Source organism: Gracilimonas sediminicola, from assembly GCF_024320785.1.
Taxonomy (GTDB): domain Bacteria; phylum Bacteroidota; class Rhodothermia; order Balneolales; family Balneolaceae; genus Gracilimonas; species Gracilimonas sediminicola.
The window spans coordinates 485,319-508,418 of record NZ_JANDBC010000002.1; the positions used below are offsets into that span (position 1 = coordinate 485,319).

Sequence of the window (23,100 nt, forward strand, 5' to 3'; positions counted from 1 at the left end):
ATACAAATAATATTGTAAAAAAGAATTAAAGAGTTTTAACCCGCTGATCTTTAGTTATTTAGTGTAGTACCAACCTTCTCGTGCCATGGTTCTCTTGCACCCATCTTTTAAGATATTACTTGCACTTAATAAGCACTATCATACCAAATTTACATCTTATAATTAGTCAAATAGACAATTAAGTTTGCTTTCAAATTAATACTTTATGCGCACCACTAAGAGGTTATCTGACTATAAACTTATATAGTATTTCTTTTTTAGTTCTTCATATTCTATTGGATAATTAAATTGTTTTTTACCAAAGGCAATTTTAACAATTGTTGAAATTGTCTTTAAACAGATTTTCAGATCATAAATAATGTTTTTTTTATCTGCATAAAGAACATCAACCCCTACTTTAACTTTAAGTATTTTATCCAGATAAATTTCTTCGGCATTATCTCCTTCTATCAATTCTTCCAAATGAGTATAATTAAATAAACTTCCGGGACTTGCTAAACCAGGCTTAACTTTTAATGACTTTCTCAAAAAATCATCATAGTAATTTTCTACAATCTCTACATTTTCAGGTCTTGGCCCAATAAAAGCCATGTCTCCTTTTAAGATATTTAAAAGCTGAGGAAGCTCATCTAGCTTTGTTTTTCTGATCAATTTACCAAAACCGAATATTCTATCATCATTCTTGGAAGTTATCTTTGAACCGGCTTTAGAGTTTTTCATAGACCTAAATTTATAGATGGTAAATACTTCACCGCCTTTACCTACTCTTAGAGCTTTAAATAAAACTGAACCAGGGTCACTTATATATATACAAATAGAAACGATAAGTAATAAAGGAGAAAGAAAAAGAATAAGTGTTAAAGCAAGTATAAATCTAATCGACTTTACCATTTCTCAGGGTCCTTCGAATTGTCATAAATGTTTCCGCTGACTCCATTAGACACTGATTACCCCATGCATAGGCTTTGTTTCTCAGTGCTTCAAGAGATCTTGGATGCGGGTATTCCCTCAACTCGGTTTTATACTCACCCATAGCTTTAATTTTAATATCCAGAGTAGAAGAAATATCTATCCAGGTGTCGGGCACAAAATTTCGGGGATAGCCCCATTCAGTTGAAGATGCCGTATCAAAAGCATAAACAACTTCTATAAATTCTTCAGTTGGTCTTGTTGCTACTAATATAGCTTCAAATAGTATTTTGTGATCCTGATTCACATCTCCTCCATATTGGCAGTAAACGATATTTGGCTCTACTTCTCTAATTATTCCTAATATCGGATCAATTAGGTCAGTAAGAACTATAGTTTCCAGCTTTTGATCTGGAAATTTTAGCGATCTTACATCTTGGACACCTAATACCTCAGCCGCTTTATAAATTTGACCCTGATGTTCCTGAGTTTTGTCATTGTATCTTAAAGAATCCCCTTCACAGACTATCACTGAGGTTACGTGATCACCTTTTTCGGTATGCAATGCTACTACACCACCACAACCTAATATTTCATCATCGGGATGTGCAGCAATTACTAAGACTTTATTCTTATCCATTAATATTAACTCCTTTGGGAAATTTTTTATGTAAGGATTCGCCTTTAAAAATCTCTCCTTCAAGTTCTACTTCATGAAAAACAATTGAACCATCCTCTAACTTAACTCTAATACCACAAAGTTCTTCTGCAAATGAATATATATGCTCTATTATATCACCCACACGAAACTTCTTCTCCATGATTGCCTTTAAATCAGTGTTTGGGGAAAATGAGGCTTTCCAGACTATAAATTTTTGGTTATTAAAAACAAAATAAGCTCCTGGGTAAGGCTTTGTTAGTGCTCGGATAAAATCATACAAGACTTGAGAATTTGTATTAAAATTTACTTTTCCATCCTCTGGCCTTCTTCTTGGTAAAAGATCAGAATCATCATGTTTTTGCGCCTTCCCAATTCTTCCATTTTTCAGAATGTCTGCTAAATTTGATTCTACCATTTCTTTATTGGATTTAGCCACCTTGAGATAAAGTGTCTCACATGAGTCATACTGATTTATTTCAAATGACTTTTGATCAATTATTTTTCCACTGTCAACCCCACTATCAAGCCACATTAACGTATTTCCGGTTTCATCTAAGCCATTGATCAACGCCCAATTTATCGGAGCACTACCACGATACTTTGGTAAAAGTGAAGCATGAGCACCTATTACTCCTATTGTAGGTATGTCAAGTGTCTCTTGATCCAATATTTGCCCCCATCCTAATACCATCAAAATATCCGGTTCAAGTTTTTTAATTAAGGCTTTTGTTTCTTGATCATTTATGTGATTACATTCAAAATATTTGACGGATAATTCTTCACATAAGGTCTTATAATTATATGTACCACTTTTATTCATGCTTGACGAGTCCGCAAGCGATAAGCAGCCTGCTAATTCAACTCTATCATTTTTTTTTAGAAAATTAAGTGTTTCAACCCCTTCTCTGTGAAAACTCACGAACAGTACTCTCATTTTTCAACAACTGTTTTGTATCCTTCTTCTATCGTCTTACAAACAAAAAGAGCTTGCTCCTCTGACAACTGAGGGTAAATTGGTAAACTAATCTCTTGTCGATATAGTTTTAATGCATTTTCGTGCGAATGAATATTTTTCATGTCTTTAAAATACGTCAATAAAGGCAGTGGTTGAAAATGCACATTAACTGAAACTTCTTGTTTTGCCGCATAATCAATTATGGCATCTCTTTCTGTTTCAGTTACTTTTAATCTCACCGGATAAAGATGGTAACTTGATTCGATTTTAGAATCATACTCAGGAGCAGACGCCCATTCCTTTGCCTCAAAAAAAGTATTATAAATTGAATATATAGATTTTCGCTTATCTAAAAGCTCATCATATTGTTCAAATTGACCTAATGCTAAAGCTGCATTTAAATCAGGCATGTTACATTTCATTCCTGGTTCTACAATATCATATTTCCAGTTACCACCTTTGGATTTTGTAAAAGCATCTTTCGTCTGCCCATTAAGTGAAAACCTTCTCAACTCTCCATACAATTGTTCATTTTCAAAAGGTCTAGGCAAATTTAAAGCGATAATTCCGCCTTCGGCAGAAGTAACATTTTTTACAGCATGAAGTGAAAAAATGGTGATATCACACAATGCACCGGAATACTTATTGTCAAATTTGGCCCCTAAAGAATGAGCCGCATCGCTTAGTATTAAAATTCTGCCTAGATCTTTTTGCTTTTTGTTTCGAGGCCTAAATTTTTTAATTATATCCTTCTCTTCAACAAGCCTGTTTAAAGATTCATAGTCTGCTGTAATACCTGCGATATCAACAGGCATAATAATTTTTGTCTTTTCTGAAATTACCTCTTTAACTGCCTTTTCATCTATCGTAAAATCATCTTTGACATCAACCATTACAGGTACTCCTCCAGCATGTATTACTGCAAGAGCTGTTGCTGCATATGTATAGGCGGGAATTATTACTTCATCTCCTTCTTCAATACCCCACCATTTCATGAATAATATTGCACCAGAAGTCCATGAGTTCACTCCCAAACATGCAGGAATATCATATTTCTTTGCAATGCTTTCTTCCAATAATTTTGTTTTTGGTCCGGTGGTTATCCATCCAGATTCTAATACATCACTAACATGTTTTTTAACAATGGAGTCTATGAAGGGAGGAGAGAAATCTACTTTCATGAAATTTCAGTTATTTTGTGCTGTGAATCTTTAATGATATCACTAATTAACTCTATTTGTTCTTTGGTGAAAGTACCTTTGTACTTTCCTTTATTCTTATCAGTTATCTTTTCGTAATTAATTTTGTCCTTGTTAAAGTCTTCGTTAATAAAGGTGAGAATTTTTAAAAATTCATCAGAGGGTTTTTCTACTATGTTCTCGTAAGTAACAACCGTTTTTTGCCCAACGGGAATTTGATCATAAGCCAGTAACATAGAATCAACACAATACTTCCACTGAGTAGCAACTTTTACTTCTAATTTTTCATTTTCCGATAGCTCGTTCAAATCAGGTACATCTACTCCCCAATAATAGTTATCATTATTTTGACCTTTTAAGTATCTGGTTATGTATGAAAATCCATATCTCAAAAGGATATCAACTGGCACAGTTTTAGCTTTTTCAAATAAATACTTTTTTCCCGGCACTTTATCCCATTGCCTTATAACTGATTCAATGGTATCTAAACCATTTCTGAATAAAAAAATAAATTTTGCTTCCGGAAAATTTTTATAGATGTAGGGAACCCGAACTGTGTTACCGACTGTTTTTTCAATAAGATAGTTATTCCCCGACCTGAACTTTTCTAGGTATTCCTTTATGTAGGTATTTATCTTTGAATCGTAATCTTTTGTAGTTAAAACATCCCCTTCCTTATTATAATTACCATACTTCCAAATATAATTAATATCGTATGGTACTTTATTAATTTCTGGATGTGAAGCTATTACATCCCTAATAATCTTAGTTCCCGATCTGGCAGGTCCAATTAGAAAAATATTTTTACCACTATAGTCTTTCAATCATTCCCTCCCACTTTAATAGTGTGTTTTGCTCACTAAAGATCTTACGTGCATTTTTTTTGATATAATCTCTATCAAAATCATACTTTAATGCTTTTTCAATTGAAGATCCTAAATTCTCTTCTTGGTTATAATCATAATTAACTCCAAAGTTGTTTTCTACCACTAATTTACTAATCCTACTTTTCGTGGAAGAAAAAGTACAAATTGGTAAACCTTCGACTAAGTATGAAATAATTTTACTTGGAAAAGCCACATTTTCAATGCCTTCAATTACCGGTGCGATACCTAGATCACAATTCAAATATATTTCTGGCAATAACGATTGATCAATATATCCTGTGAAAAATACATTTTCTGATCCAAACTTACTTTCCAGTCTATTTTTTTCACTTCCCTCCCCAACCATTAACAGACTGCAAGAATTTTTATTCAGTAAATTTTGTATTTCAGTTAAAGTAAATTCAAGATTTTGATATCTACCAACGTTACCCGTAAAAACAATAATGTTTTCGTGCAGCTCTAAGAATGATTTTATTTTTACTGGCAATTCAGAGGAGACTTCACCTGAACTATTATTAAAGTTAAAATTATTGATAACCTTGATATTATCACCTTTAATACCTCTTTTACTTATTAAAAATTGCTCCATATCCTCGCTTAAAACAATAACCTTTTCTGCATCTTTCATCACTTTAGAATCTAACCAAGTTGCAATTTTTAAGAAAAGCTTGTTAACTGATTTATTATTGTATTTTAAAATTTCTGGATAAATATCTTGGCAGTGATACACATACTTTAATCCTCGCATTTTACAAGCCAATCTTACAAAACCTGAAATTAGCAAGGGTGGTGTTGTCGCAACCTGAACTAAATCGTATTCCTTTTTCCCTTTCTTAATTATGTGTCCAAAAACCAAGAGAGAAAATAGTATTGAGTTAATTAGCCTTAACAATACATTCCTATCCATCTCCGGTAACATTTTATGCCTTCTTACTTCATACCTATTCAATACCTCTCTTTTACTACATTTTTTTTCTTCACTGCCATAGTAAGATGGACATGTGGTAAGTATTTTAACCTGATGCTTTTCTGAAATATAATCTGCTATCTTTTTTAACAGTTTAGCATAGGTTGGAGTATCCGGATAAAAATACCGGTGAACAATCAGAACTCTTTTACGATGCATCACTTACTCCAAACTACTCTATTCACATAGTCTGTGTAACTCAATAATATTCTAATAATCTTATCAGAAACATTTGGCATGGAGTAATCTGATACTAATCTGAACTCACGCTGCGTTCGGCTTTGAGAACTAAGCTGCTCCAATGCCTGCATAATCCGTTCCGTTTTTAAGCCCACCATCATAACCGATGCTTCTTCCATGGCTTCCGGGCGTTCATGAGCTTCCCTGATATTTAAAGCAGGGAAATTAAGTATAGATGATTCCTCCGAGATAGTCCCGCTATCAGATAAAACTGCAAAGGCATTCTTTTGAAGAGCATTATAATCACTGAAACCTAACGGTTTCATGAATTGTACCAGCTTGTGAGCCTTTACCTTTTTCTCTTCCAGCATATTCCTTGTTCTGGGATGCGTGGACACAATGATAGGATATGCATATTTCTCTGCGATCTGATCCAGGGAATCGATCAACCCTTTAAAGTTTTTCTCACTGCTGATATTTTCCTCACGATGAGCCGAAACCACAAAATATTTGTGTTTTTCCAGATCCAATCTTTTTAGTACATCTGAATTATCGATCTTCGACATAAAGTGATGAAGCACTTCATACATGGGTGAACCAGTTTTGATAACCTGATCAGCGGGCAAGCCTTCCCGAAGTAAATACTCTCTTGCAATAGAACTGTACGTTAAATTGATGTCTGAAATATGATCCACGATCTTCCTATTGGTCTCTTCCGGCACCCGCTGATCAAAACAACGGTTACCAGCTTCCATATGAAAGATGGGAATTTTTCTTTTATTAGCCGGAATGGCACACAGACAACTGTTCGTGTCCCCAAGCACCAAAAATGCATCGGGTTGAACTTCATCAAGAATGGGGTCGATCTTTATAAGGATATTCCCGATCGTTTCCGTGGCATTACTTCCGGCTGCTTCCAGAAAATGATCCGGCTTTCTCAATTCCAGATCTTCAAAAAATATTTGATTTAATTCGTAATCGTAGTTTTGTCCGGTATGTACGAGGGTGTGGTCTATAGCAGGTGATTCGTCTAGTTTAGCCAGCACTCTTGAAAGGCGAATGATTTCGGGGCGAGTACCGACAACGGTAAGTACTTTTAATTTCTTCATTTAGTAAAGGTATTAAACTTCTTCGTAATAAGTGTCTGCATCGTCAGGATCATAAGTTTCATTGATCCAGAAAATGGTATATAATTCATCATCTCCTATATTGGAGATGTTATGGGTAAACCAAATAGGCATATCCACATACCCCGGTTGATCTCCATCCAATTCATAGGAATACACCTTATCAGTTCCGATCAATCTAAGCTCTATTTGAGCCTTCCCTTTTATTACTGCAAAACGCTCGATCTTTCGGGTATGATAGTGGTTACCCCTTGTGATTCCCGGAACGGTCGTTGAAAATGAGGCCTGTCCCCCAATACCCAATCGAATGATCTCCACAAAAGCACCCCGGTCATCTGAATGCTTGGTTAGGTGAACCGGAAAATGTTCATCCATATCAATGTAGCATCGGAAGGTGTTGAATAGATTTAAACTGAAGGTATCTTCTAGTTCAGGAATTTCACCTTTTTCAAAATAGGTTTTCTTAAACTCTGACAGCAGTTCTAATATTTCAGACACTTTTACTGTGGTATCCGCAGGAACGAGATGATTTGAATCATCTGTTTTCTGCCCTATACTATCTATGATCTTTTCTACCAGGCTACCTACGTAGATCAGATCCAATTCACCGTCTTTATGGATCTCTGGCTGTTCGCCATGCGTGAGCTGATGACAAAATGTAGCCACCACAGAATTATAAAATGGCTTGCCAAATGGGCCATATACGTTAGGAATAACCAAACCGGTAAACACTGCATCTTCTTCTGTAGCCCACTTTGCTAATACCTCTCTGCCCTCTTTCTTGGACTGTCCATACAAATTATCCCGCTCTTCCTGAGTAGACGAGGACATCAAAATATGTGGGGTGGAATTCGTATTCCGGCAGGCTGTGATCAGTTTTTGCACCAATTCAATATTTGTATCATAAATGACCTGAGGATCTTCGTGGCGATTCATGGCAGCCAAATGAACAATGGTGTCACACGATTTCACAAAACTGTTCAGTTCATCTTCATCATCAAAAAAGCTTTTCTTAAACGGTACCACTTTAAACTTACCGGGAAATATGTTTAAAGTTCTAAGTAAATGTTGCCCAATAAAACCGTTCTGACCTGAAATTCCAACTTTTATCATCATCCCAAATTTTTCACGTCTTCTTGAATAGAATTTAATTTTAAAAGGAGCTTTTTGATCCCTTCTACACCCTGACGATCCGTATTATGTGAGTTGTAGTCTTCGATCTCCGAAATATGTTCATCCCCTTCCGTAAAATATTTTCCATAATTCAGGTCACGGTTATCGGCCGGAATACGGAAAAAATCTCCCATATCCTCTGCTTTCATCATTTCTTCCCGTGTACAAAGCGTTTCGAAAAGCTTTTCCCCATGGCGTGTACCGATAATTTTGGTTTCTACATCTGAATTATATAATTCCTTTAAAGCCTGGGCTAAATCTCCGATGGTACCGGCGGGTGCCTTATTGATAAACAAGTCTCCAGGATTCCCATTCTCGAAAGCAAATAACACTAATTCCACTGCTTCTTCCAACGACATAAGAAAACGGGTCATTTTTGGATCAGTTATGGTTAACGGGTCTCTGTTTTTGATCTGATTAACAAACAACGGAATTACTGAACCACGGGAAGCCATTACATTCCCATATCTTGTAAGACATACCGTAGTATGCCGGAGGTTTCTTGATGCGGCCACAGCTACCTTTTCCATCATCGCTTTTGAAATACCCATTGCATTAATGGGGTAAGCTGCTTTATCGGTACTTAAACAAATTACTTTTTCTACTTCATTATTCTCTGCAGCATCAATTACATTTTGTGTACCCATTACATTGGTTTTTACGGCTTCCAAAGGAAAAAACTCACAAGAGGGAACTTGCTTTAAGGCCGCTGCATGGAATACATAATCGACCCCTCGCATAGCTTTTTCGATACTGTCATAATTTCTAACATCACCTATATAGAATCTGAGCTTATCATTATTTAAGCTTTTCCTCATATCATCTTGTTTTTTTTCATCCCGTGAAAAAATACGAATCTCTGAGAAATCAGTAGTATTTAAAAACCTGTTAAGCACTGCGTTTCCAAATGAACCCGTTCCTCCTGTAATTAGTAGAGTTGAATCTTTTTTCATTATAAAAATCGTCTGTGTTGTTTGTAGCTTTTCTTTGACCAGTTAAATTTTTTCCTATTATTCACTTTTGCTAAAGATACCGATTCATCATGATAAATTTTTAAGTCAGGATCATAAATAGTTTTTCCACCATTTGATTTTATTTGATTACTTAAAAAAGCTTCTTCTCCATTTAAAAATGGTGGTGTATCAAGTATTTTAGCCTGAGAAAAGAAGTGATTAGTTAAAATATAAAAGGATCCATTTCCCATGTGTATCTCACCGGAATATTCGTATGGTTTATTGTTCTTTTGAATATTCTTCCTGAATAGCATACTAAGTATTTTCGCTAAATGGTATGAAGAGTAGTATATATCAAGCTTCAGTTTTTTAAAAAAACTATACGGCTTGAGTACATGAGGATTTTGATGAATACCACTTCGATTTATTATATCAGGTGAAATACAATAAACAGAATTTTTATAATTTTTATTTTCAATTATTGAAATGATATCATTTCTAAATTCGATATCATTATTCCCAATAAAAATATAATCAAATAAAGTTGGCTCGATTTTTTTTAAGACATAATTAATTGACTGAAAGTACCCAATATTATCTATGTTATGCACTTGTAACTTTATACTCTCATACTCTCCATAATCATCAAAACCATCAAAATTATTTATAATATGAATATCAATTGGATGTTTATAATTTGAAATACTCTTCAATAATTTGATAGAATATTCTTTTGAATTATGATCCACAAATATTCCACAGAACTTATTTTCTACCATTTAATCCTTTCTCTTAATAAGAACATTAAAATTATTATTGGTCCTATCACTGATGAAACCCAAACCATGTTAGAATTTAAAAAAGAAGAGTACGAATAACTGAACATCATATACCAAGCCACAGTTCTTATTAATACTTTATGCTTATAACTTGTAGTAAAAATAATATTTAAAATATACCCTAATACATTGAAGTATACTAGAGAACCAAGTATTCCAATATCCTGTATTATAGCTCGAAAATGAGTGTAAATATTTGATTTGACATATTCATTTTCGAATGAAACCGCATACATTCCTTCATGAGGAATGTTTCCCTCATAACCAAATAAATTGTAGATAGACTTAAAAGTGTAAAAGAAAAGACTATCTTCATTTTTTAAGTAATTCATTTTATGATCAAGCCCAATTTGGCTTTTAAAAAAGTCGTCAAAAGCGAATAAGTGACCCGAAGAATATGACCTTATTCCCTTTATTAAGTAATTATACAGAGCATCCCCCCCTAAAGAATTAGCCCTAGATATAAATGCGACTATTACAATTGCAAGTATAAAAACAAACGATCCAATAGCAATATATATAGTCTTCTTAGTTATTTTTAACTTCTCTCCTTTCTCATACTGCACAAGAATAAAACCAGCTATATACAGAACAATACTAACAAATATAAACCCCTTATTTCCAAATATAATGAAATACATTAAAGAGGGTATTAGATAATAATATGAAAACTTTTTCTTCTTAGTTATCCCATATATATATCCTGAAAGGAATGAATTTGGATATATAAATATAGTTGAAACCACTGAAAAAATACTCCTATCTAATGTTTCAGCATATTTGGCTGCTACTAATGTACTAGTCACTTCAAATGGAGCTCGTATATAATCAAACAATGTATACCCATTAAAATATAAATGAATAATAATGAACACTATAGAAATGTTTATCAATAAAACATTTGCCCGCATTAAATATTTGATTTTAAGAAAAGCCTTTTTCTTGATCTTAATTTTCGGAAAAATTATAGAGGGCAACACAAACAAGAAGTTGCATAGTAATATATATATCGAAGTATAAAATGAAATACTATAATTTAGCACTAAAAGTAGTGGAATTATAGTTGTTAATGACCATATGATTAAATAGAATGAAAATGGATTAAATAAAGTCTTATGCCTTTGATACAAAACCATAATCAAAGGAAAGTGCAAAGAAAAAATAAATATGTTAATTATCTTAACCACTTAGAGCCTCTATTCAGCAATAAAGATAATGTTATCTCTGGAACTACATATGCTAAAACAATAAAGATAAATGTAGTTTTTGAGAAAAAATAAATAATGCTTAATCCAGTTATGCCAGATAATATAATTGTTGTAGTAGTAAAGAAGGCAGTATTACTTATAGATATTTTTATATAATTATATAAACTAAAATAAATTAAACTACTACAGGCTAGGACATAGAATAACTCCATCAACTCTAAAAACTGCAGATTATATAATGCAATAACTAGCAATAAGAAAAGCCCATGTGCTAAAACGTGTATGCTTATATTTCTTAATAAATATTGCCTCAAATTCTTCACTTCCAGTTTGTGGTAATTATTAAGTATTACCTGATTTAAAGGTCTTATTCCCGAAACCAACATCCTTATCATCTTATCGATTAGATTATATAACTCAATCTTAGAGGCTCCTACACCAAGCATATTCATTAACGGTATATTCAATTCTTTAATGAATACACTAGAAGTGTATATTGGGAAAAATTTTAAATTCTTTTTTAAGTAATAAAGCAATGATAATATGCTGATTTTACTTCTAATATGTTTGAAGAAGAAGTAGGTACTCACAACAAACATTCCTGAATAATAGAATGCTAAAAACTCAATATTCTTTGTATCAAACACAATAGAAAGGGTAACTACAGCTGAAACTACGAAAGAAAAAAAATACTTATTTGCTATTGACTTGAGCTTATCAGCACTCAAGTAGTAATAAGCGTTGATAAAGATGAATGATAGAATCTTCAGTAAGAATAATACAATTAAATGAATCCTTGGATTTTGGAGCAAATAGATCAACACTATCAGCCCCGGTATTAGAAGCCCTAACCTTATAACTGTTATACTTGTTGCAACTTTTTTTTTAGCCTCAATTTTTAGCTTTTGGTTTATATATTCCAACCCTTTTATTTCAAAACCAAAATTTACAAGTATAGTTAATAGGACAAAATAAACATCAACTAATATAATTTCCTTAATCAATACTACATCAAAATCTATCCTTAAATAAGAATACATTAATAGTGATGACACACCATTGATTGATTGAATTTTCGCATTATCAATAGCCTGATTATTAGTTAAATAAGCTACTAAATCTTTTATTTTTTTCATCCTTATCAGATACAATATACTTATTTAAATCAGGCCATTTAATTTTCAAATCCTTACAACGATAATGCAATCCTTCTTCATCGTCTGGGTAATAATAGTCAGTACATTTATAATTAAAATCAGCTACTTCTGACAACACACAAAAACCATGTGCAAACCCAGGTGGTATATACATTTGTAAATGATTACTTTCACTTAATTCTTCTGCATGCCATTGGCCAAATGTAGGCGACTCTTTTCTAATATCAACAGCTACATCAAACACTTTCCCCGATCTGACACTGACTAATTTCCCTTGGGGATGTTCTTTTTGAAAATGTAAACCCCTTAGCACACCTCTTGTTGAACGAGACCAATTATCCTGCACAAAATCTTCTTTTATGCCTATATCTTTGTAACGTTTTCTCTGCCATGTTTCTAAAAAGAACCCACGCTCATCTTTAAAAATTCTTGGCTTTATTACTAATAAACCCGGCAACGGTTTTTTAATTATTTCAAGCATTATTCCTTAACTAAATTAAGTAAATATTCACCATAGCCACTTTTCACCAGTGGCTTTGCTAATTCTTTGAGCTGCAAACTATCTATATAATTCATTCGCCAAGCCACTTCTTCCGGGCTTGCTATTTTTAAACCTTGTCGCTGTTCTACCGTCTGTACAAAGTTCGAAGCTTGTAGCATTGAATCATGCGTTCCAGTATCCAACCAAGCTGTTCCACGTCCCATAAGTTCAACAGTGAGTTCTTCATGTTCTAAATAGATCCTATTTAGATCTGTTATCTCTAACTCTCCTCTGGGAGATGGTTTTAGGTTCTTTGCCCGATCTACTACCTGGTTATCATAATAGTATAGACCAACCACTGCATAATTAGATTTTGGTTGTTTTGGTTTTTCCTCGAGGCTTAGCACTTTCCCATTTCCATCAAATTCAACTACTCCATACCGTTCCGGATCATGCACATTGTATCCAAACACTGTTGCTCCGGATTCTAATTCAGCCGCTTTTTGGAGTTTCTGAGAAAGTCCTTGTCCGTAAAAAATGTTATCACCTAAAATTAGGGCGACACTATCATCCCCAATAAACTCTTCCCCAATAATAAACGCCTGAGCCAATCCTTCTGGTTTGGGTTGTTCAGCATAGCTTAAGTCAACACCCCATTGAGATCCATCGCCTAATAGATCTTCAAAACGAGGTAGATCTTCAGGAGTAGATATCACCAATATCTCTTTGATACCGGATAGCATTAAAGTTGATAACGGATAATAGATCATAGGTTTATCGTACACCGGTAGTAATTGCTTACTGACTACAAGCGTATTTGGATGTAAACGTGTTCCGGCTCCACCGGCGAGTATAATTCCTTTCATTTTGTAAATTCTAAATTGAGTAATTCTAAATTTTAAATTATTTAGGCTGTACCAAGTCTTTCGAGATCATAGTTGTTTTCTGTGACAGCTTCGCACCAATCAATATTTTCCAGATACCATTGAATGGTTTTCTTGATCCCACTATCAAAGGATTCTTCGGGGGTCCAGCCTAATTCACACTCAATTTTGGAAGCATCAATAGCGTAGCGGAAGTCATGGCCGGGACGGTCGGTGACGAAAGAAATTTGATCTCTGTAACTATCACCGGCATCTTTTGGCACTAATTCATTCAGTGTATCACAAATGGTGTGTACCACTTCAATGTTTTGTTTTTCGTTGTGTCCGCCGATGTTGTAGGTTTCACCTGGCAAGCCCTTAATCACTACTTTTAGTAATGCCCGGGCATGGTCATCTACATACAACCAATCCCGAACATTTTCACCGGTTCCATATACCGGGATATCTTTCCCCTGTAATGCTTTTAAAATAACAACCGGAATCAATTTCTCAGGAAACTGATAGGGACCATAGTTGTTTGAACAGTTGGTAATCATAGTAGGTAAACCGTAGGTATGATGCCATGCTCTTACCAAATGATCAGATGAAGCTTTACTGGAAGAATAGGGTGAGCGAGGATCATATGGGGTTTCTTCAGTAAAAAAGCCTTCATCCCCTAATTCACCATACACCTCATCTGTTGACACATGTAGAAAACGGAACTCTTCTTTTTGAATTCCTCCTAACCCTAACCAATACTGCTTGGCCTCCTCCAATAAAGTATGCGTACCATTCACATTCGTTCTAACAAACTCCGCCGAACCATCAATGGAGCGATCTACGTGAGATTCAGCTGCCAGATGCATTATAGCATCGGGTTTAAAGTCATTAAAGATGCGGTCAATCTCACCGGCATCACAAATATCCACAGGTTCAAATTGATAGCGGTCTGAATCTGAAACAGATTCCAGTGATTCTAAATGCCCGGCGTAGGTTAGTTTATCAATATTTAGGACTTCATGACCTGTTTCTCTAATGATCATTCTGATTAGAGCTGACCCTATAAATCCTGCCCCACCTGTAACTATAATTTTCATTTTTTTTCTTTTAATATTTCTCATCACCGAAGATCAACAATCTCGGTTGTTCAATTTCAAAAACTTCACTTGGCTGATAAACAAGCGTTCGAATCTTTCGACCGATCAGATCTTCTGCTTTTGCCACCAGTTTTGTCAAATAAGTACTGTCAATATTCTTACCTATTATCGTTACATCCACAATGGAAGTATCTAACCCCCTAGCCAGATCCCCGGTCAAATAAACGGCATTTACATCCCCCAGTTTTTGTACCACCTGCTCAATGATCTGATCGATCCCAAAATGCTTAAAAGCGATCTTTTGGAGCTCGCCAAACATAGGGAACTTTGTGTTTACTTTGTACACTATTTTGTTTCCTTCCTTATGTCCGGCAATGAGACCGGCTTCTTCAAAGCGGTTCAATTCCACCCGTACCGAATTGGTACTTTCATCAAACTCCTGAGCCAGTCCGCGCAGGTACGCGCTGCTGTCCGGGTTCAGGAAGAAGCGAAGCAGAAGCTTCAGTCGGGTTTTGGATTGTATGAGGGTATCGAGCATTGGACCCTTTCGGGAATTAAGAATTTAAAATTTAAAAATAAAAATGGGTTTCTGGGTGGCTTTGAGTATTGGGCTATCATTCGGCTAATCGGTAGTATTACAGGATTGCCTACCCCAAAAACAATCCCTACCCATTTTTAATTTTAAATTTTTCATTTTGAATTTCGCCCGCACCGCGTTGCAGTTAAGCGAGTAATTCTGTTACTCAATAATACGCAGGATAATTTACACGATCAATGGGTGTTTGGGGATTTTTTAAGGAGGGCTACATTCAGTACTTCGTAAATCGGTCGTTCGGTCCATCGATCTATCGTGAATCAATTCTTTCACAAGCGCTGCTGAAGATCATAAACTTATTCTTGGAGATTGCTTCGCCTCATCCGCCTGCCTGTCCGGTAGGCAGGCTCCTCACAAAGACGGACTTTTAATTAGGCGTTCCCTTGCCTTTGGCGTGAGCGGCATAATGCAAGCGAGCGTTAGGGAAAGGGACAGGGATAGGGTTTTGTTAGAAATGGCAGGTGGGCGTTGTTCAACTTAGTTGCCATTTCAGGGAGATTGCCACGTCGTTAATCATCCCAACCTTACATTCAGCAACACGAACTCCTCGCAAAGACAAGCTTTATTGCATGTCATCCCGCACGAAGCGAAGCGGAGATGCGGGATCTCCTTGACAAACTTTTGATATCGATAAGAGAGATCGCGGATAAAGTATTTCCGCGATGACGGGTTGTTCTGATATCCGAATCTATATCACCTCGTGAAGATCCTTCTCCGCCAGCCGGCGGATCAGGATGACCCGGTGGTTGGATTGAGAGGGGAAATTTCAACAAGAGTCCTTCCCCTTGTTGAAGGGGAAGACAGAAGGGGTCGAAGATTCGGGCAACCAAGCTCAATCCACCTCCGCACAGGTGGAGCGTTGTTTGAGATCCTAAACCTATTCTTCGAGATTGCTTCGTCGCATCCGTTCCTCCCAAAGACGGACTTTTAATCAGGCGTTCCCTTACCCTGCGGCGGTGGCGAAGGTTTTATTAGTTTTATCGATGTGCCGGAGGGCAAGGGACAGGGATTGGGTTTACTGATAGCTGAAAGCAGTCAACCAACAGCTAAACTCCCTTCCAGTAAGCAAGCGAAGCCGTTCAGGGCTTCGCGGTATCAGGACTCGCTCCCAAAAGGATTAGAAGCCAAAAACTGACGAACAAAAATCCAGCCTATAGATGCGATACCACTTAGCATCACAAATACAACCAGGACCATAGCCCCGCTGGTTTCATCGTTTACCGGAACCTGCACCGGCTGCAGCACTTTAAACACCGGGGTTTCTTCCTGTACTTTCAGTTTGGCTTCTTCAAACTGTTGGGTCAGGGAATTATAGAGGTTAAAAGCAATGTCATATTCTGACTGCAGTCGCTGTCGCTCGGTTTGAGCTCTGGCTGTTAAATTACCTTGGTTACTGTCATCAAAATCAGCCAGTTCCAGCTGAGCTTCCCGAAAACGCTCTCTCGCATCATTCAACTGTTCCTCAATAAAATCCAGATCCCGGATTACTTTTTCGGTACGGTATTCCACCAGGTATTCGGTCAGTTCATCGATGGTGAATTTAGCCACGCTTGCCGCTAATTTTGGATTTGACATTTGAGCCCGAACGGTAACCACTCCTGATTCTTCATCCAAACTGGCTGAAACTCTTTGTCTTAGGACTTCAATAACGTCCATTTCGTTTTTAGTCAGCTCAACAATTTCATCCTGGTTACTGACTCCCGTACTTACAGTCTCTTCTTCACTTTTAAATGCACCAATTATGGTTCCGGGAAGACCAACAGTAAACATTTTCAAATAGCCTAAGACCCCGGGTGTCTGCACTTCTAAGTAATAATTGTAAATAGATGTTGTGGTATCATAATCCGGGAAGTAAAACTGCTGCCGGGCCAGTTTATCCTGAAAGCTCAGACTCTGTACAATTTTGGGATAAAGGTCTACCCGTATGGCATTGCTTGAAGCATTGTATGTACCTCCACTCAAGCCAATTAAACCACCGTACTGCTGAATTAAACTTGATGCACCTCCCAAATCTCCTTCTTTAGCGTATTCCGGCATCAGCGTGGCATCACTTACATACTCTTTGGGGCTAAGCAGAGCTACCAATACTCCCAAAACCACACCCACCGCTACAAAACGGTAAATAATTTTCCGGTTATCCCATATGGTTTTAGCCAGTTCAATCAGGTCAATTTCATCTTCTTCGTAGCCTTCATAGCCATGGTCGGCAGGAACCAGCCGATATTCCTGAATGGGAAAGTTTTCCGGGCTTTTTTTCTTTCCCGGCTTGTTGTCCCCATGTTCTTGATTTGAATTGTTCTCTTCGCTCACTTTCTACCAAATTTTGTTAAGCCATGATGATACGAAGTTTGGGCTTCTATTTAAAGAGGTATTTGTTGGCTAGATTTAAGATGTAAGATGTGAGATATGAGATTTTAGAAGTGAGTCTTGAGTATTGAGTTTGGTAGAGCAAAAAGGCCTTTTGTCGTTCCTGTAGACGTGAGGTAATTCGAGGACAGTTCGCAAATCGATCACTCGGTTCATCGGTCATTCGCAAATCAATAGTTGGGAGGTGTAGCACTAAGGTGGAAAGACAACATCCTAAAGATTTTCTGGCTAAGATCCTTCGATATCTCAGAATGACTCGATTTTTTAATAGATAAGAATGCTACCAAGGAGTCCTTTCCCCTTTTGAAGGGGAAAGACAGATAGGGGTCTTTCGCTATGGGATCTAACCTTTATTCAACTAAAATACCATTGTGCTTCGGAGCTCAAAAATTGGGTTTTCTAAAACGGGCAACATAGTCTAAGCTACCACCGCACAAGTGGACACTTGCGCTATTGCAGCGACATGTCATCCTTGATCATACCTCCTAAACCCATAAAGGCGTTCCCTTGCCCTTGACGCGAGCGGCATCATGCAAGCGAGCGTTAGGGAAAGCGACAGGGATAGGGTTTACTGATAGCTGAAGCCTGTCATCCGACAGCCTCTTTACACGTCCCCACATTAACACTTTCCCACGTTAAACCATCGCCTCGGGAGCTTTTTCAGGCCTTTCCCCATCACCAAATGGCTTGCTCGGCGTCTCATTCATGTACTCATCCAGGGTAAACTCATCCACCTGAATAGCATCGTTTCGGGCCTGTTCGGTTTTTTTGACCAGCTCGCCTTCTTCTTTAGTCAGAACTCCTTTCTCGACGGCTAAATCTGCAATTTCGAGATAGGGTTCTTTAGGCAGTTCTTTGGCTTTGATGGCTTTATACAGCTTCTTGAATGCCGGCCAGGCTTGTTCTACCAATTCCATGGTTTGCTCATATCGACCAATGGCGGATTCATCATCTTTGGGAAGGAAAATTCCGTCGGTTACATGATCCCGGTCTTCCCCGCGGGTTTGCATAGCTTGTGCAACTTTATGACCCAGCTTGTCAGAAGGATAGGTTCCGATGGGGTTCAATCGACCCCACACTCCCGCCAGGCGGAATACCCAGCTTAAACCGGGCACTTTAATTTCACGAAGTATGCCTTCAAAGGCCTGCTGAATTTTCCAGAAGCTGTATTCCATCGCCCATTCAAAATACGGTCTGTCCGCTTCTCTTCTTCCTTCAGCTTCAAATCGTTTGAGCGCTCCGGAAGCCAGATACATATAACTCAGGATATCGGCATAACGACCGGCTATTTTTTCTTTCATCTTCAGGGCTCCGCCATACGATCCCAACGCAATATCTGCGAAGAAAGCAAAGGAGGCGGATGTCCACGCCAGCTTGCGGAAGTATTTCGCTGATGGTCCGCTTACCGGTGAACTTGCCAGCCGCCCTCTTGTGATACTCAGCAGGAACGCTCTGGACTTATTCCGGGCTACATGACCAATATGCTTCCAGAAGTTATCATCAAAAGCCTTCACGTCTTTGTTCATCAGTGCATCGATTTCATTATAGGCATAGGGATGGCACCGAATGGCTCCCTGACCAAAGATCATCAAGGTACGAGTCAGGATGTTGGCTCCCTCTACCGTTATAGCTATCGGCATGGCCGTGTAACTGCTGGCAAAGATGTTTCGGGGACCACGGGAAATCCCGGCTCCTCCCACAATATCCATGGCATCATTGACAATCTCTCTTCCCAATTCGGTAAAATTGTACTTGGCAATGGCCGTGACTACAGCCGGTTTTTGTCCGCTATCCAGTCCGCCGGTGGTATATCTGCGGGCGCCTTCCATCAGGTAGGTGTAACCTCCAATTCGGGCCATCGGCTCTTCAATGCCTTCAAACTTCCCGATATTCAGTCCAAACTGTTTACGGATAGCCGTATAAGCTCCGATGGCTCTGGTGGCTACTTTCGCTCCTCCGACACTTTGCGCCGGCAGTGAGATTCCTCGTCCTACAGCCAGTGACTCCATCAGCATGCGCCAGCCATTTCCGGCACCTTCTTTTCCACCAATGATGGCATCTATAGGTACTACCACATCTTTGCCGTCAATCGGGCAGTTGTAGAACGGAATTCCTAGCGGATCATGTCTGCGGCCCAATACCACCCCTTCGGTATCTGATGGAATAAGTGCACAGGTAATGCCCCTATTTTCTTCGTCTCCGATCAGATGATCGGGGTCTTTCAGGTTGAAGGCCAACCCAATCACCGTAGAAATAGCGGCCAATGTAATGTAGCGCTTTTCAAAATTCATTCGCAGATACAGCTCTCCGTCATCACCTTTAAACACCACTCCTTCCGAACGCATGCTTCCGGCATCAGACCCGGCATTTGCTTCTGTAAGTCCAAAGCATGGCATCTCTTCTCCGGTTGCCAGTTTGGGCAGGTAATGATCTTTTTGTTCTTCGGTTCCATAATGCAGAAGCAATTCTGCCGGACCTAAGGAGTTAGGCACCATAACCGTTGTAGCTAATGGTCCGCATCGTGAAGCCAGCTTTGCCACGATAGCACTGTGAGCCGTCGCAGAGAACTCGAGTCCGCTATACTTTTTGGGAACAATCAACCCAAAGAACTTCTCTTTTCGCATAAAGTCCCAGACTTCATCAGTAAATCCCTTTCGAACCATCACATCCCAGTCCGTCACCATTTCACAAAGTTTCTCAACAGGTCCGTCCACAAACGCTTGCTCTTCTTCGGTCAGGTCGGGATAATCTTCATCGAGAATACGTTTGAAATCAGGCTTTCCGGAGAACAATTCGCCTTCTACCCACACATTTCCCGCTTCGATGGCAGTCTGCTCAGTTTCGGATATCTTGGGAAGAAAATTCAACGCATCCAGAAGCTTCATAATCGGGCCACTCAGAACCACTCTCCGGATGGGTTTGATATTAAACACCAGCACTAAAACGGTGTATGTGATATACAGCCAGGTGGGAGCATCCAATCCCACTAAGCCTGCGTAACCCGCTACGGCCCACAGCCAGAGGGGAGCTCCGGTGTAGCCTAAAATCAGCATCAGCAGTACAGCAGATCCTATCGATGCCCACAGCGGGATTTCACTGAAAAACCCAACTAATTCCATTATTGCTTCCATAATCTTTCCTCGTTTATAATACTGTTGTTCGAATCAGAAATCCCTGAACCACATGCTCTATGGATTCCTCAATAAATTGTTCTCTGTCGATCCGGCTGTCCAATCTCTTGTTGAGTACAACCGAAACCACACCGTGTAATTGTGCCCATATTGAATAAGCGGCAACAACCGGCTGATCCACTTCCATCAGTCCCTGATCCACACTTTCCTCAATGGTTTTCACCAGAAGCTCGTAGGCACGGCGGGCTTTTCGAAACTTCTCCTTTGGATAACGTGCCATTGAATCAGACCGGACTTTGTAAATGATCTCGTACTTCTCCGGGTTCTGAAGGCCAAACTCCACATAACTTTTTGTAATGGCCTTAAATCGCTCAATGCTATCGGCCTTAGGCAATGCCTTCGATTCGATGAACCGGCTTAAATCTTCCACCGATTCTTCAATCAGCGTATGAAGTAAATGATCTTTGCTTTCGAAATAGAGGTAGATACTTGTTGCGGAAACATCAGCCTTTTTGGCAATTTTCCGCATCGAAAGTGACTTATATCCTTCCTCGTATAATAAATGCCTGCTTATCTCTAAAATCTGATCACGTAAAGGTACTTCTTCGCTCATTCGCTTCCTTAGGTTAACGGTGTTAACTTCCGTAATGTAAACATTCCACAGCGAAAATCAAGATGGGGTTTTTATTGGTTGTGAATCGTTACTTTAAGACAGAGCTCGCTATTATTCGTCATCTCAAATGAAGTCTACTAGCGCTGTTGAGTATCCCAAACCTTTTCTTTGAGATTGCTTCGTCGTTATCCATCCCAATCTTAAATTCGGCAATATTCACTCCTCTCAAAGACATTCTTTTAATATTTGATTTGGTTTACCTTCCTAAGATTTTACCAAAGAGTCCTTTCTCCTTGCGAAGAAGAAAGACAGAAAGAGGTCGGAAGGAAAGGGCAATAAAAACGGACAGCACGCAAACCGATCCATCGGTCATTCGCACATCATTTACTTTCCCGCACCACATGAGGCAGAGCCTCCACCCATCGTTGCGCAGCAGAGCGGCGCAACTAGTACCAAGCCATTCATGGCTTTTCATACTGACAGCTGTCTCCTGATAGCTGACAGCTTTTCAAACCCTAAACTTCAAATACTTGATTGTCTTCCCTTTTTCCAGGTGCATGCTTTCGTAGTAGGTAATGATGGAAAGCTCGGGATCATCGGGGCGGTTTTTGTGGACATTCGGCTCATCATCCAGCAGCTCAAGTCCCTCTTGGTCAATAATTTCTTTGGTGTATTCATACAGTACATCGCTGTCTGTTTTCAGGTTAATGACCGCGCCGGGCTTCATCACTTTTTGATATACTTCCAGAAACTTGGGAGCCGTAAGCCGCTTTCTCTCTTTTTTGATATAGGGATCGGAAAACACAATCCAGACTTCATCCACTTCATCTTTGCCAAAAAATTGGTCGAGGTGATCGATATAACATCTGAGAAACCGAACATTATTCAGATTCTTTTCCAGGGCTTCGGTAGCTCCCACCCACATTCGGTTACCTTTTATGTCCAGTCCGACATAGTTTTTATCAGGGTGAAGCTGGGCAAGACCGATCGAATACTCTCCCTTTCCGCAGGCCAGCTCTAAAACAATGGGTTGATCCTTTTCAAAAACTTCGGAATTCCATTTCCCCTTTGGTCCTGGGTTGTCCTCATCAAAATCGGTATAAACGAGCGTGTTCTCGAGCTTGGGAAGCTCCTCCATCCGCTCTTCTTTAATCTTGGGCATAGCAGGTACTATTCTAAACTTAACTTACTAATTAGACTTCTTAATCTTGTGCGGGTTTATCAGTTCCAAGTTCTCTATGAAATTAAAATCAGAGATATTTCTGGTTACCAAAATGAAATCATTATTAATAGCTGTAGCTGCTATTAGTGCATCCGGTAATTTTATCCTGTAGCTTTTTCTAATCTGAATGCATAAATCAATGATTCCCTCACTTAAACCGAGTACTTCAGAATCCCCAACAAAAGACTTAAAAATCAGCTCTTCCTCCTAAGAAATCAATTATGGCATTACTGTCGATCAGATATCCCGATCTTCCCATTCTTCTCGACTTTCATTAACGTAATTATTCATCTTCTTGGAGGTCTCTGATGATATTGCCCCTGCATATTTCACTGATAGCTTTTCACCCTGATGCAGATCTACATCATCATTCTCCATAATTTTAAGAATATCCAAATCCTCAAGATCTTTTAGAATCTTTAACGCTTTATTGTCTTTTATTTGAACCTTTATCGTTTCCATTTTTCACTATGCATTCTTTTATTCAAAGTAACGAAACGGCAGTAAAAATCATAT

At 38.2% G+C, this 23,100-nt stretch carries 22 protein-coding genes; all 22 read right to left on the reverse strand.

Annotation, left to right across the window (positions count from 1 at the left end; all coding sequences use genetic code 11):
* Window positions 1–231: 231 nt before the first annotated feature.
* Window positions 232–891 (reverse strand): sugar transferase, encoded by a 660-nt coding sequence (locus NM125_RS11940; RefSeq protein ID WP_255135165.1) that lies wholly within the window; start codon window positions 889–891, stop codon window positions 232–234.
* Window positions 875–1,549, reverse strand: a complete 675-nt coding sequence (locus NM125_RS11945; protein WP_255135166.1) for a PIG-L deacetylase family protein — start codon at window positions 1,547–1,549, stop codon at window positions 875–877. Before NM125_RS11945 ends, NM125_RS11940 begins: the two co-directional genes overlap by 17 nt.
* A complete protein-coding gene (locus NM125_RS11950) occupies window positions 1,542–2,504 on the reverse strand; it encodes a methionyl-tRNA formyltransferase (RefSeq protein ID WP_255135167.1) in 963 nt (320 codons plus the stop codon). The genes NM125_RS11945 and NM125_RS11950 overlap by 8 nt, the downstream gene beginning before the upstream one ends.
* On the reverse strand, window positions 2,501–3,706 hold the full coding sequence (locus NM125_RS11955; protein ID WP_255135168.1) for a DegT/DnrJ/EryC1/StrS family aminotransferase: 1,206 nt from the start codon (window positions 3,704–3,706) through the stop codon (window positions 2,501–2,503). Before NM125_RS11955 ends, NM125_RS11950 begins: the two co-directional genes overlap by 4 nt.
* Window positions 3,703–4,548: a sulfotransferase family protein gene (locus NM125_RS11960; RefSeq protein ID WP_255135169.1), complete on the reverse strand. Its 846-nt coding sequence runs from the start codon at window positions 4,546–4,548 to the stop codon at window positions 3,703–3,705. Before NM125_RS11960 ends, NM125_RS11955 begins: the two co-directional genes overlap by 4 nt.
* The gene (locus NM125_RS11965) at window positions 4,535–5,737 is read right to left on the reverse strand and encodes a glycosyltransferase family 4 protein (RefSeq protein ID WP_255135170.1); all 1,203 of its coding nucleotides are present in this window, start codon (window positions 5,735–5,737) and stop codon (window positions 4,535–4,537) included. The genes NM125_RS11960 and NM125_RS11965 overlap by 14 nt, the downstream gene beginning before the upstream one ends.
* Complete coding sequence (gene wecB / locus NM125_RS11970) at window positions 5,737–6,867, reverse strand: non-hydrolyzing UDP-N-acetylglucosamine 2-epimerase (protein ID WP_255135171.1); 1,131 nt, start codon at window positions 6,865–6,867, stop codon at window positions 5,737–5,739. Before wecB ends, NM125_RS11965 begins: the two co-directional genes overlap by 1 nt.
* A gap of 12 nt (window positions 6,868–6,879) precedes the next feature.
* Window positions 6,880–7,998: a polysaccharide biosynthesis C-terminal domain-containing protein gene (locus NM125_RS11975; RefSeq protein ID WP_349294197.1), complete on the reverse strand. Its 1,119-nt coding sequence runs from the start codon at window positions 7,996–7,998 to the stop codon at window positions 6,880–6,882.
* Complete coding sequence (locus tag NM125_RS11980) at window positions 7,998–9,011, reverse strand: polysaccharide biosynthesis protein (RefSeq protein WP_255135173.1); 1,014 nt, start codon at window positions 9,009–9,011, stop codon at window positions 7,998–8,000. The genes NM125_RS11975 and NM125_RS11980 overlap by 1 nt, the downstream gene beginning before the upstream one ends.
* Window positions 9,011–9,790, reverse strand: a complete 780-nt coding sequence (locus NM125_RS11985; RefSeq protein ID WP_255135174.1) for a glycosyltransferase family 2 protein — start codon at window positions 9,788–9,790, stop codon at window positions 9,011–9,013. The genes NM125_RS11980 and NM125_RS11985 overlap by 1 nt, the downstream gene beginning before the upstream one ends.
* On the reverse strand, window positions 9,784–10,986 hold the full coding sequence (locus NM125_RS11990; protein ID WP_255135175.1) for an O-antigen polymerase: 1,203 nt from the start codon (window positions 10,984–10,986) through the stop codon (window positions 9,784–9,786). Before NM125_RS11990 ends, NM125_RS11985 begins: the two co-directional genes overlap by 7 nt.
* Window positions 10,987–11,024: 38 nt before the next feature.
* Window positions 11,025–12,194, reverse strand: a complete 1,170-nt coding sequence (locus NM125_RS11995) for a hypothetical protein (RefSeq protein ID WP_255135176.1) — start codon at window positions 12,192–12,194, stop codon at window positions 11,025–11,027.
* Complete coding sequence (gene rfbC / locus NM125_RS12000; RefSeq protein WP_255135177.1) at window positions 12,157–12,696, reverse strand: dTDP-4-dehydrorhamnose 3,5-epimerase; 540 nt, start codon at window positions 12,694–12,696, stop codon at window positions 12,157–12,159. Before rfbC ends, NM125_RS11995 begins: the two co-directional genes overlap by 38 nt.
* Complete coding sequence (gene rfbA / locus NM125_RS12005) at window positions 12,696–13,571, reverse strand: glucose-1-phosphate thymidylyltransferase RfbA (RefSeq protein ID WP_349294198.1); 876 nt, start codon at window positions 13,569–13,571, stop codon at window positions 12,696–12,698. The genes rfbC and rfbA overlap by 1 nt, the downstream gene beginning before the upstream one ends.
* 32 nt (window positions 13,572–13,603) lie before the next feature.
* On the reverse strand, window positions 13,604–14,656 hold the full coding sequence (gene rfbB / locus NM125_RS12010; protein WP_255135179.1) for a dTDP-glucose 4,6-dehydratase: 1,053 nt from the start codon (window positions 14,654–14,656) through the stop codon (window positions 13,604–13,606).
* Window positions 14,657–14,666: 10 nt separating this feature from the next.
* Window positions 14,667–15,194, reverse strand: a complete 528-nt coding sequence (locus NM125_RS12015; protein ID WP_255135180.1) for a helix-turn-helix domain-containing protein — start codon at window positions 15,192–15,194, stop codon at window positions 14,667–14,669.
* 1,152 nt (window positions 15,195–16,346) lie between these two features.
* On the reverse strand, window positions 16,347–17,561 hold the full coding sequence (locus NM125_RS12020; protein WP_255135181.1) for a Wzz/FepE/Etk N-terminal domain-containing protein: 1,215 nt from the start codon (window positions 17,559–17,561) through the stop codon (window positions 16,347–16,349).
* 692 nt (window positions 17,562–18,253) lie between these two features.
* Complete coding sequence (locus tag NM125_RS12025) at window positions 18,254–20,749, reverse strand: acyl-CoA dehydrogenase (RefSeq protein ID WP_255135182.1); 2,496 nt, start codon at window positions 20,747–20,749, stop codon at window positions 18,254–18,256.
* Between the two features lie 13 nt (window positions 20,750–20,762).
* Window positions 20,763–21,362 (reverse strand): TetR/AcrR family transcriptional regulator, encoded by a 600-nt coding sequence (locus tag NM125_RS12030; RefSeq protein ID WP_255135183.1) that lies wholly within the window; start codon window positions 21,360–21,362, stop codon window positions 20,763–20,765.
* Window positions 21,363–21,870: 508 nt separating this feature from the next.
* Entirely contained in the window at window positions 21,871–22,524 is a 654-nt protein-coding gene (gene trmB, locus NM125_RS12035; protein WP_255135184.1) for a tRNA (guanosine(46)-N7)-methyltransferase TrmB, read from the reverse strand.
* A gap of 27 nt (window positions 22,525–22,551) precedes the next feature.
* Window positions 22,552–22,782 (reverse strand): PIN domain-containing protein, encoded by a 231-nt coding sequence (locus NM125_RS15990; RefSeq protein ID WP_349294199.1) that lies wholly within the window; start codon window positions 22,780–22,782, stop codon window positions 22,552–22,554.
* A 39-nt stretch (window positions 22,783–22,821) separates the two neighbouring features.
* Window positions 22,822–23,046, reverse strand: coding sequence for a hypothetical protein (locus NM125_RS12040; RefSeq protein ID WP_255135185.1), 225 nt, complete (start codon window positions 23,044–23,046; stop codon window positions 22,822–22,824).
* Between the last annotated feature and the right edge of the window lie 54 nt (window positions 23,047–23,100).

Excerpts from the sequence above, each read along its gene's own strand:
- NM125_RS11995 (WP_255135176.1), bottom strand. The coding sequence starts at position 12,194 with ATGAAAAAAATAAAAGATTTAGTAGCTTATTTAACTAATAATCAGGCT.
- NM125_RS11945 (WP_255135166.1), bottom strand. The coding sequence starts at position 1,549 with ATGGATAAGAATAAAGTCTTAGTAATTGCTGCACATCCCGATGATGAA.
- NM125_RS11955 (WP_255135168.1), bottom strand. The coding sequence starts at position 3,706 with ATGAAAGTAGATTTCTCTCCTCCCTTCATAGACTCCATTGTTAAAAAA.
- NM125_RS12030 (WP_255135183.1), bottom strand. The coding sequence starts at position 21,362 with ATGAGCGAAGAAGTACCTTTACGTGATCAGATTTTAGAGATAAGCAGG.
- NM125_RS11985 (WP_255135174.1), bottom strand. The coding sequence starts at position 9,790 with ATGGTAGAAAATAAGTTCTGTGGAATATTTGTGGATCATAATTCAAAA.
- NM125_RS11975 (WP_349294197.1), bottom strand. The coding sequence starts at position 7,998 with ATGATAAAAGTTGGAATTTCAGGTCAGAACGGTTTTATTGGGCAACAT.
- rfbB (WP_255135179.1), bottom strand. The coding sequence starts at position 14,656 with ATGAAAATTATAGTTACAGGTGGGGCAGGATTTATAGGGTCAGCTCTA.
- trmB (WP_255135184.1), bottom strand. The coding sequence starts at position 22,524 with ATGCCCAAGATTAAAGAAGAGCGGATGGAGGAGCTTCCCAAGCTCGAG.
- NM125_RS11980 (WP_255135173.1), bottom strand. The coding sequence starts at position 9,011 with ATGAAAAAAGATTCAACTCTACTAATTACAGGAGGAACGGGTTCATTT.
- NM125_RS12025 (WP_255135182.1), bottom strand. The coding sequence starts at position 20,749 with ATGGAAGCAATAATGGAATTAGTTGGGTTTTTCAGTGAAATCCCGCTG.
- NM125_RS11950 (WP_255135167.1), bottom strand. The coding sequence starts at position 2,504 with ATGAGAGTACTGTTCGTGAGTTTTCACAGAGAAGGGGTTGAAACACTT.
- NM125_RS12015 (WP_255135180.1), bottom strand. The coding sequence starts at position 15,194 with ATGCTCGATACCCTCATACAATCCAAAACCCGACTGAAGCTTCTGCTT.
- NM125_RS11965 (WP_255135170.1), bottom strand. The coding sequence starts at position 5,737 with ATGCATCGTAAAAGAGTTCTGATTGTTCACCGGTATTTTTATCCGGAT.
- wecB (WP_255135171.1), bottom strand. The coding sequence starts at position 6,867 with ATGAAGAAATTAAAAGTACTTACCGTTGTCGGTACTCGCCCCGAAATC.
- NM125_RS12040 (WP_255135185.1), bottom strand. The coding sequence starts at position 23,046 with ATGGAAACGATAAAGGTTCAAATAAAAGACAATAAAGCGTTAAAGATT.
- NM125_RS11940 (WP_255135165.1), bottom strand. The coding sequence starts at position 891 with ATGGTAAAGTCGATTAGATTTATACTTGCTTTAACACTTATTCTTTTT.
- rfbC (WP_255135177.1), bottom strand. The coding sequence starts at position 12,696 with ATGCTTGAAATAATTAAAAAACCGTTGCCGGGTTTATTAGTAATAAAG.
- NM125_RS11990 (WP_255135175.1), bottom strand. The coding sequence starts at position 10,986 with ATGGTTTTGTATCAAAGGCATAAGACTTTATTTAATCCATTTTCATTC.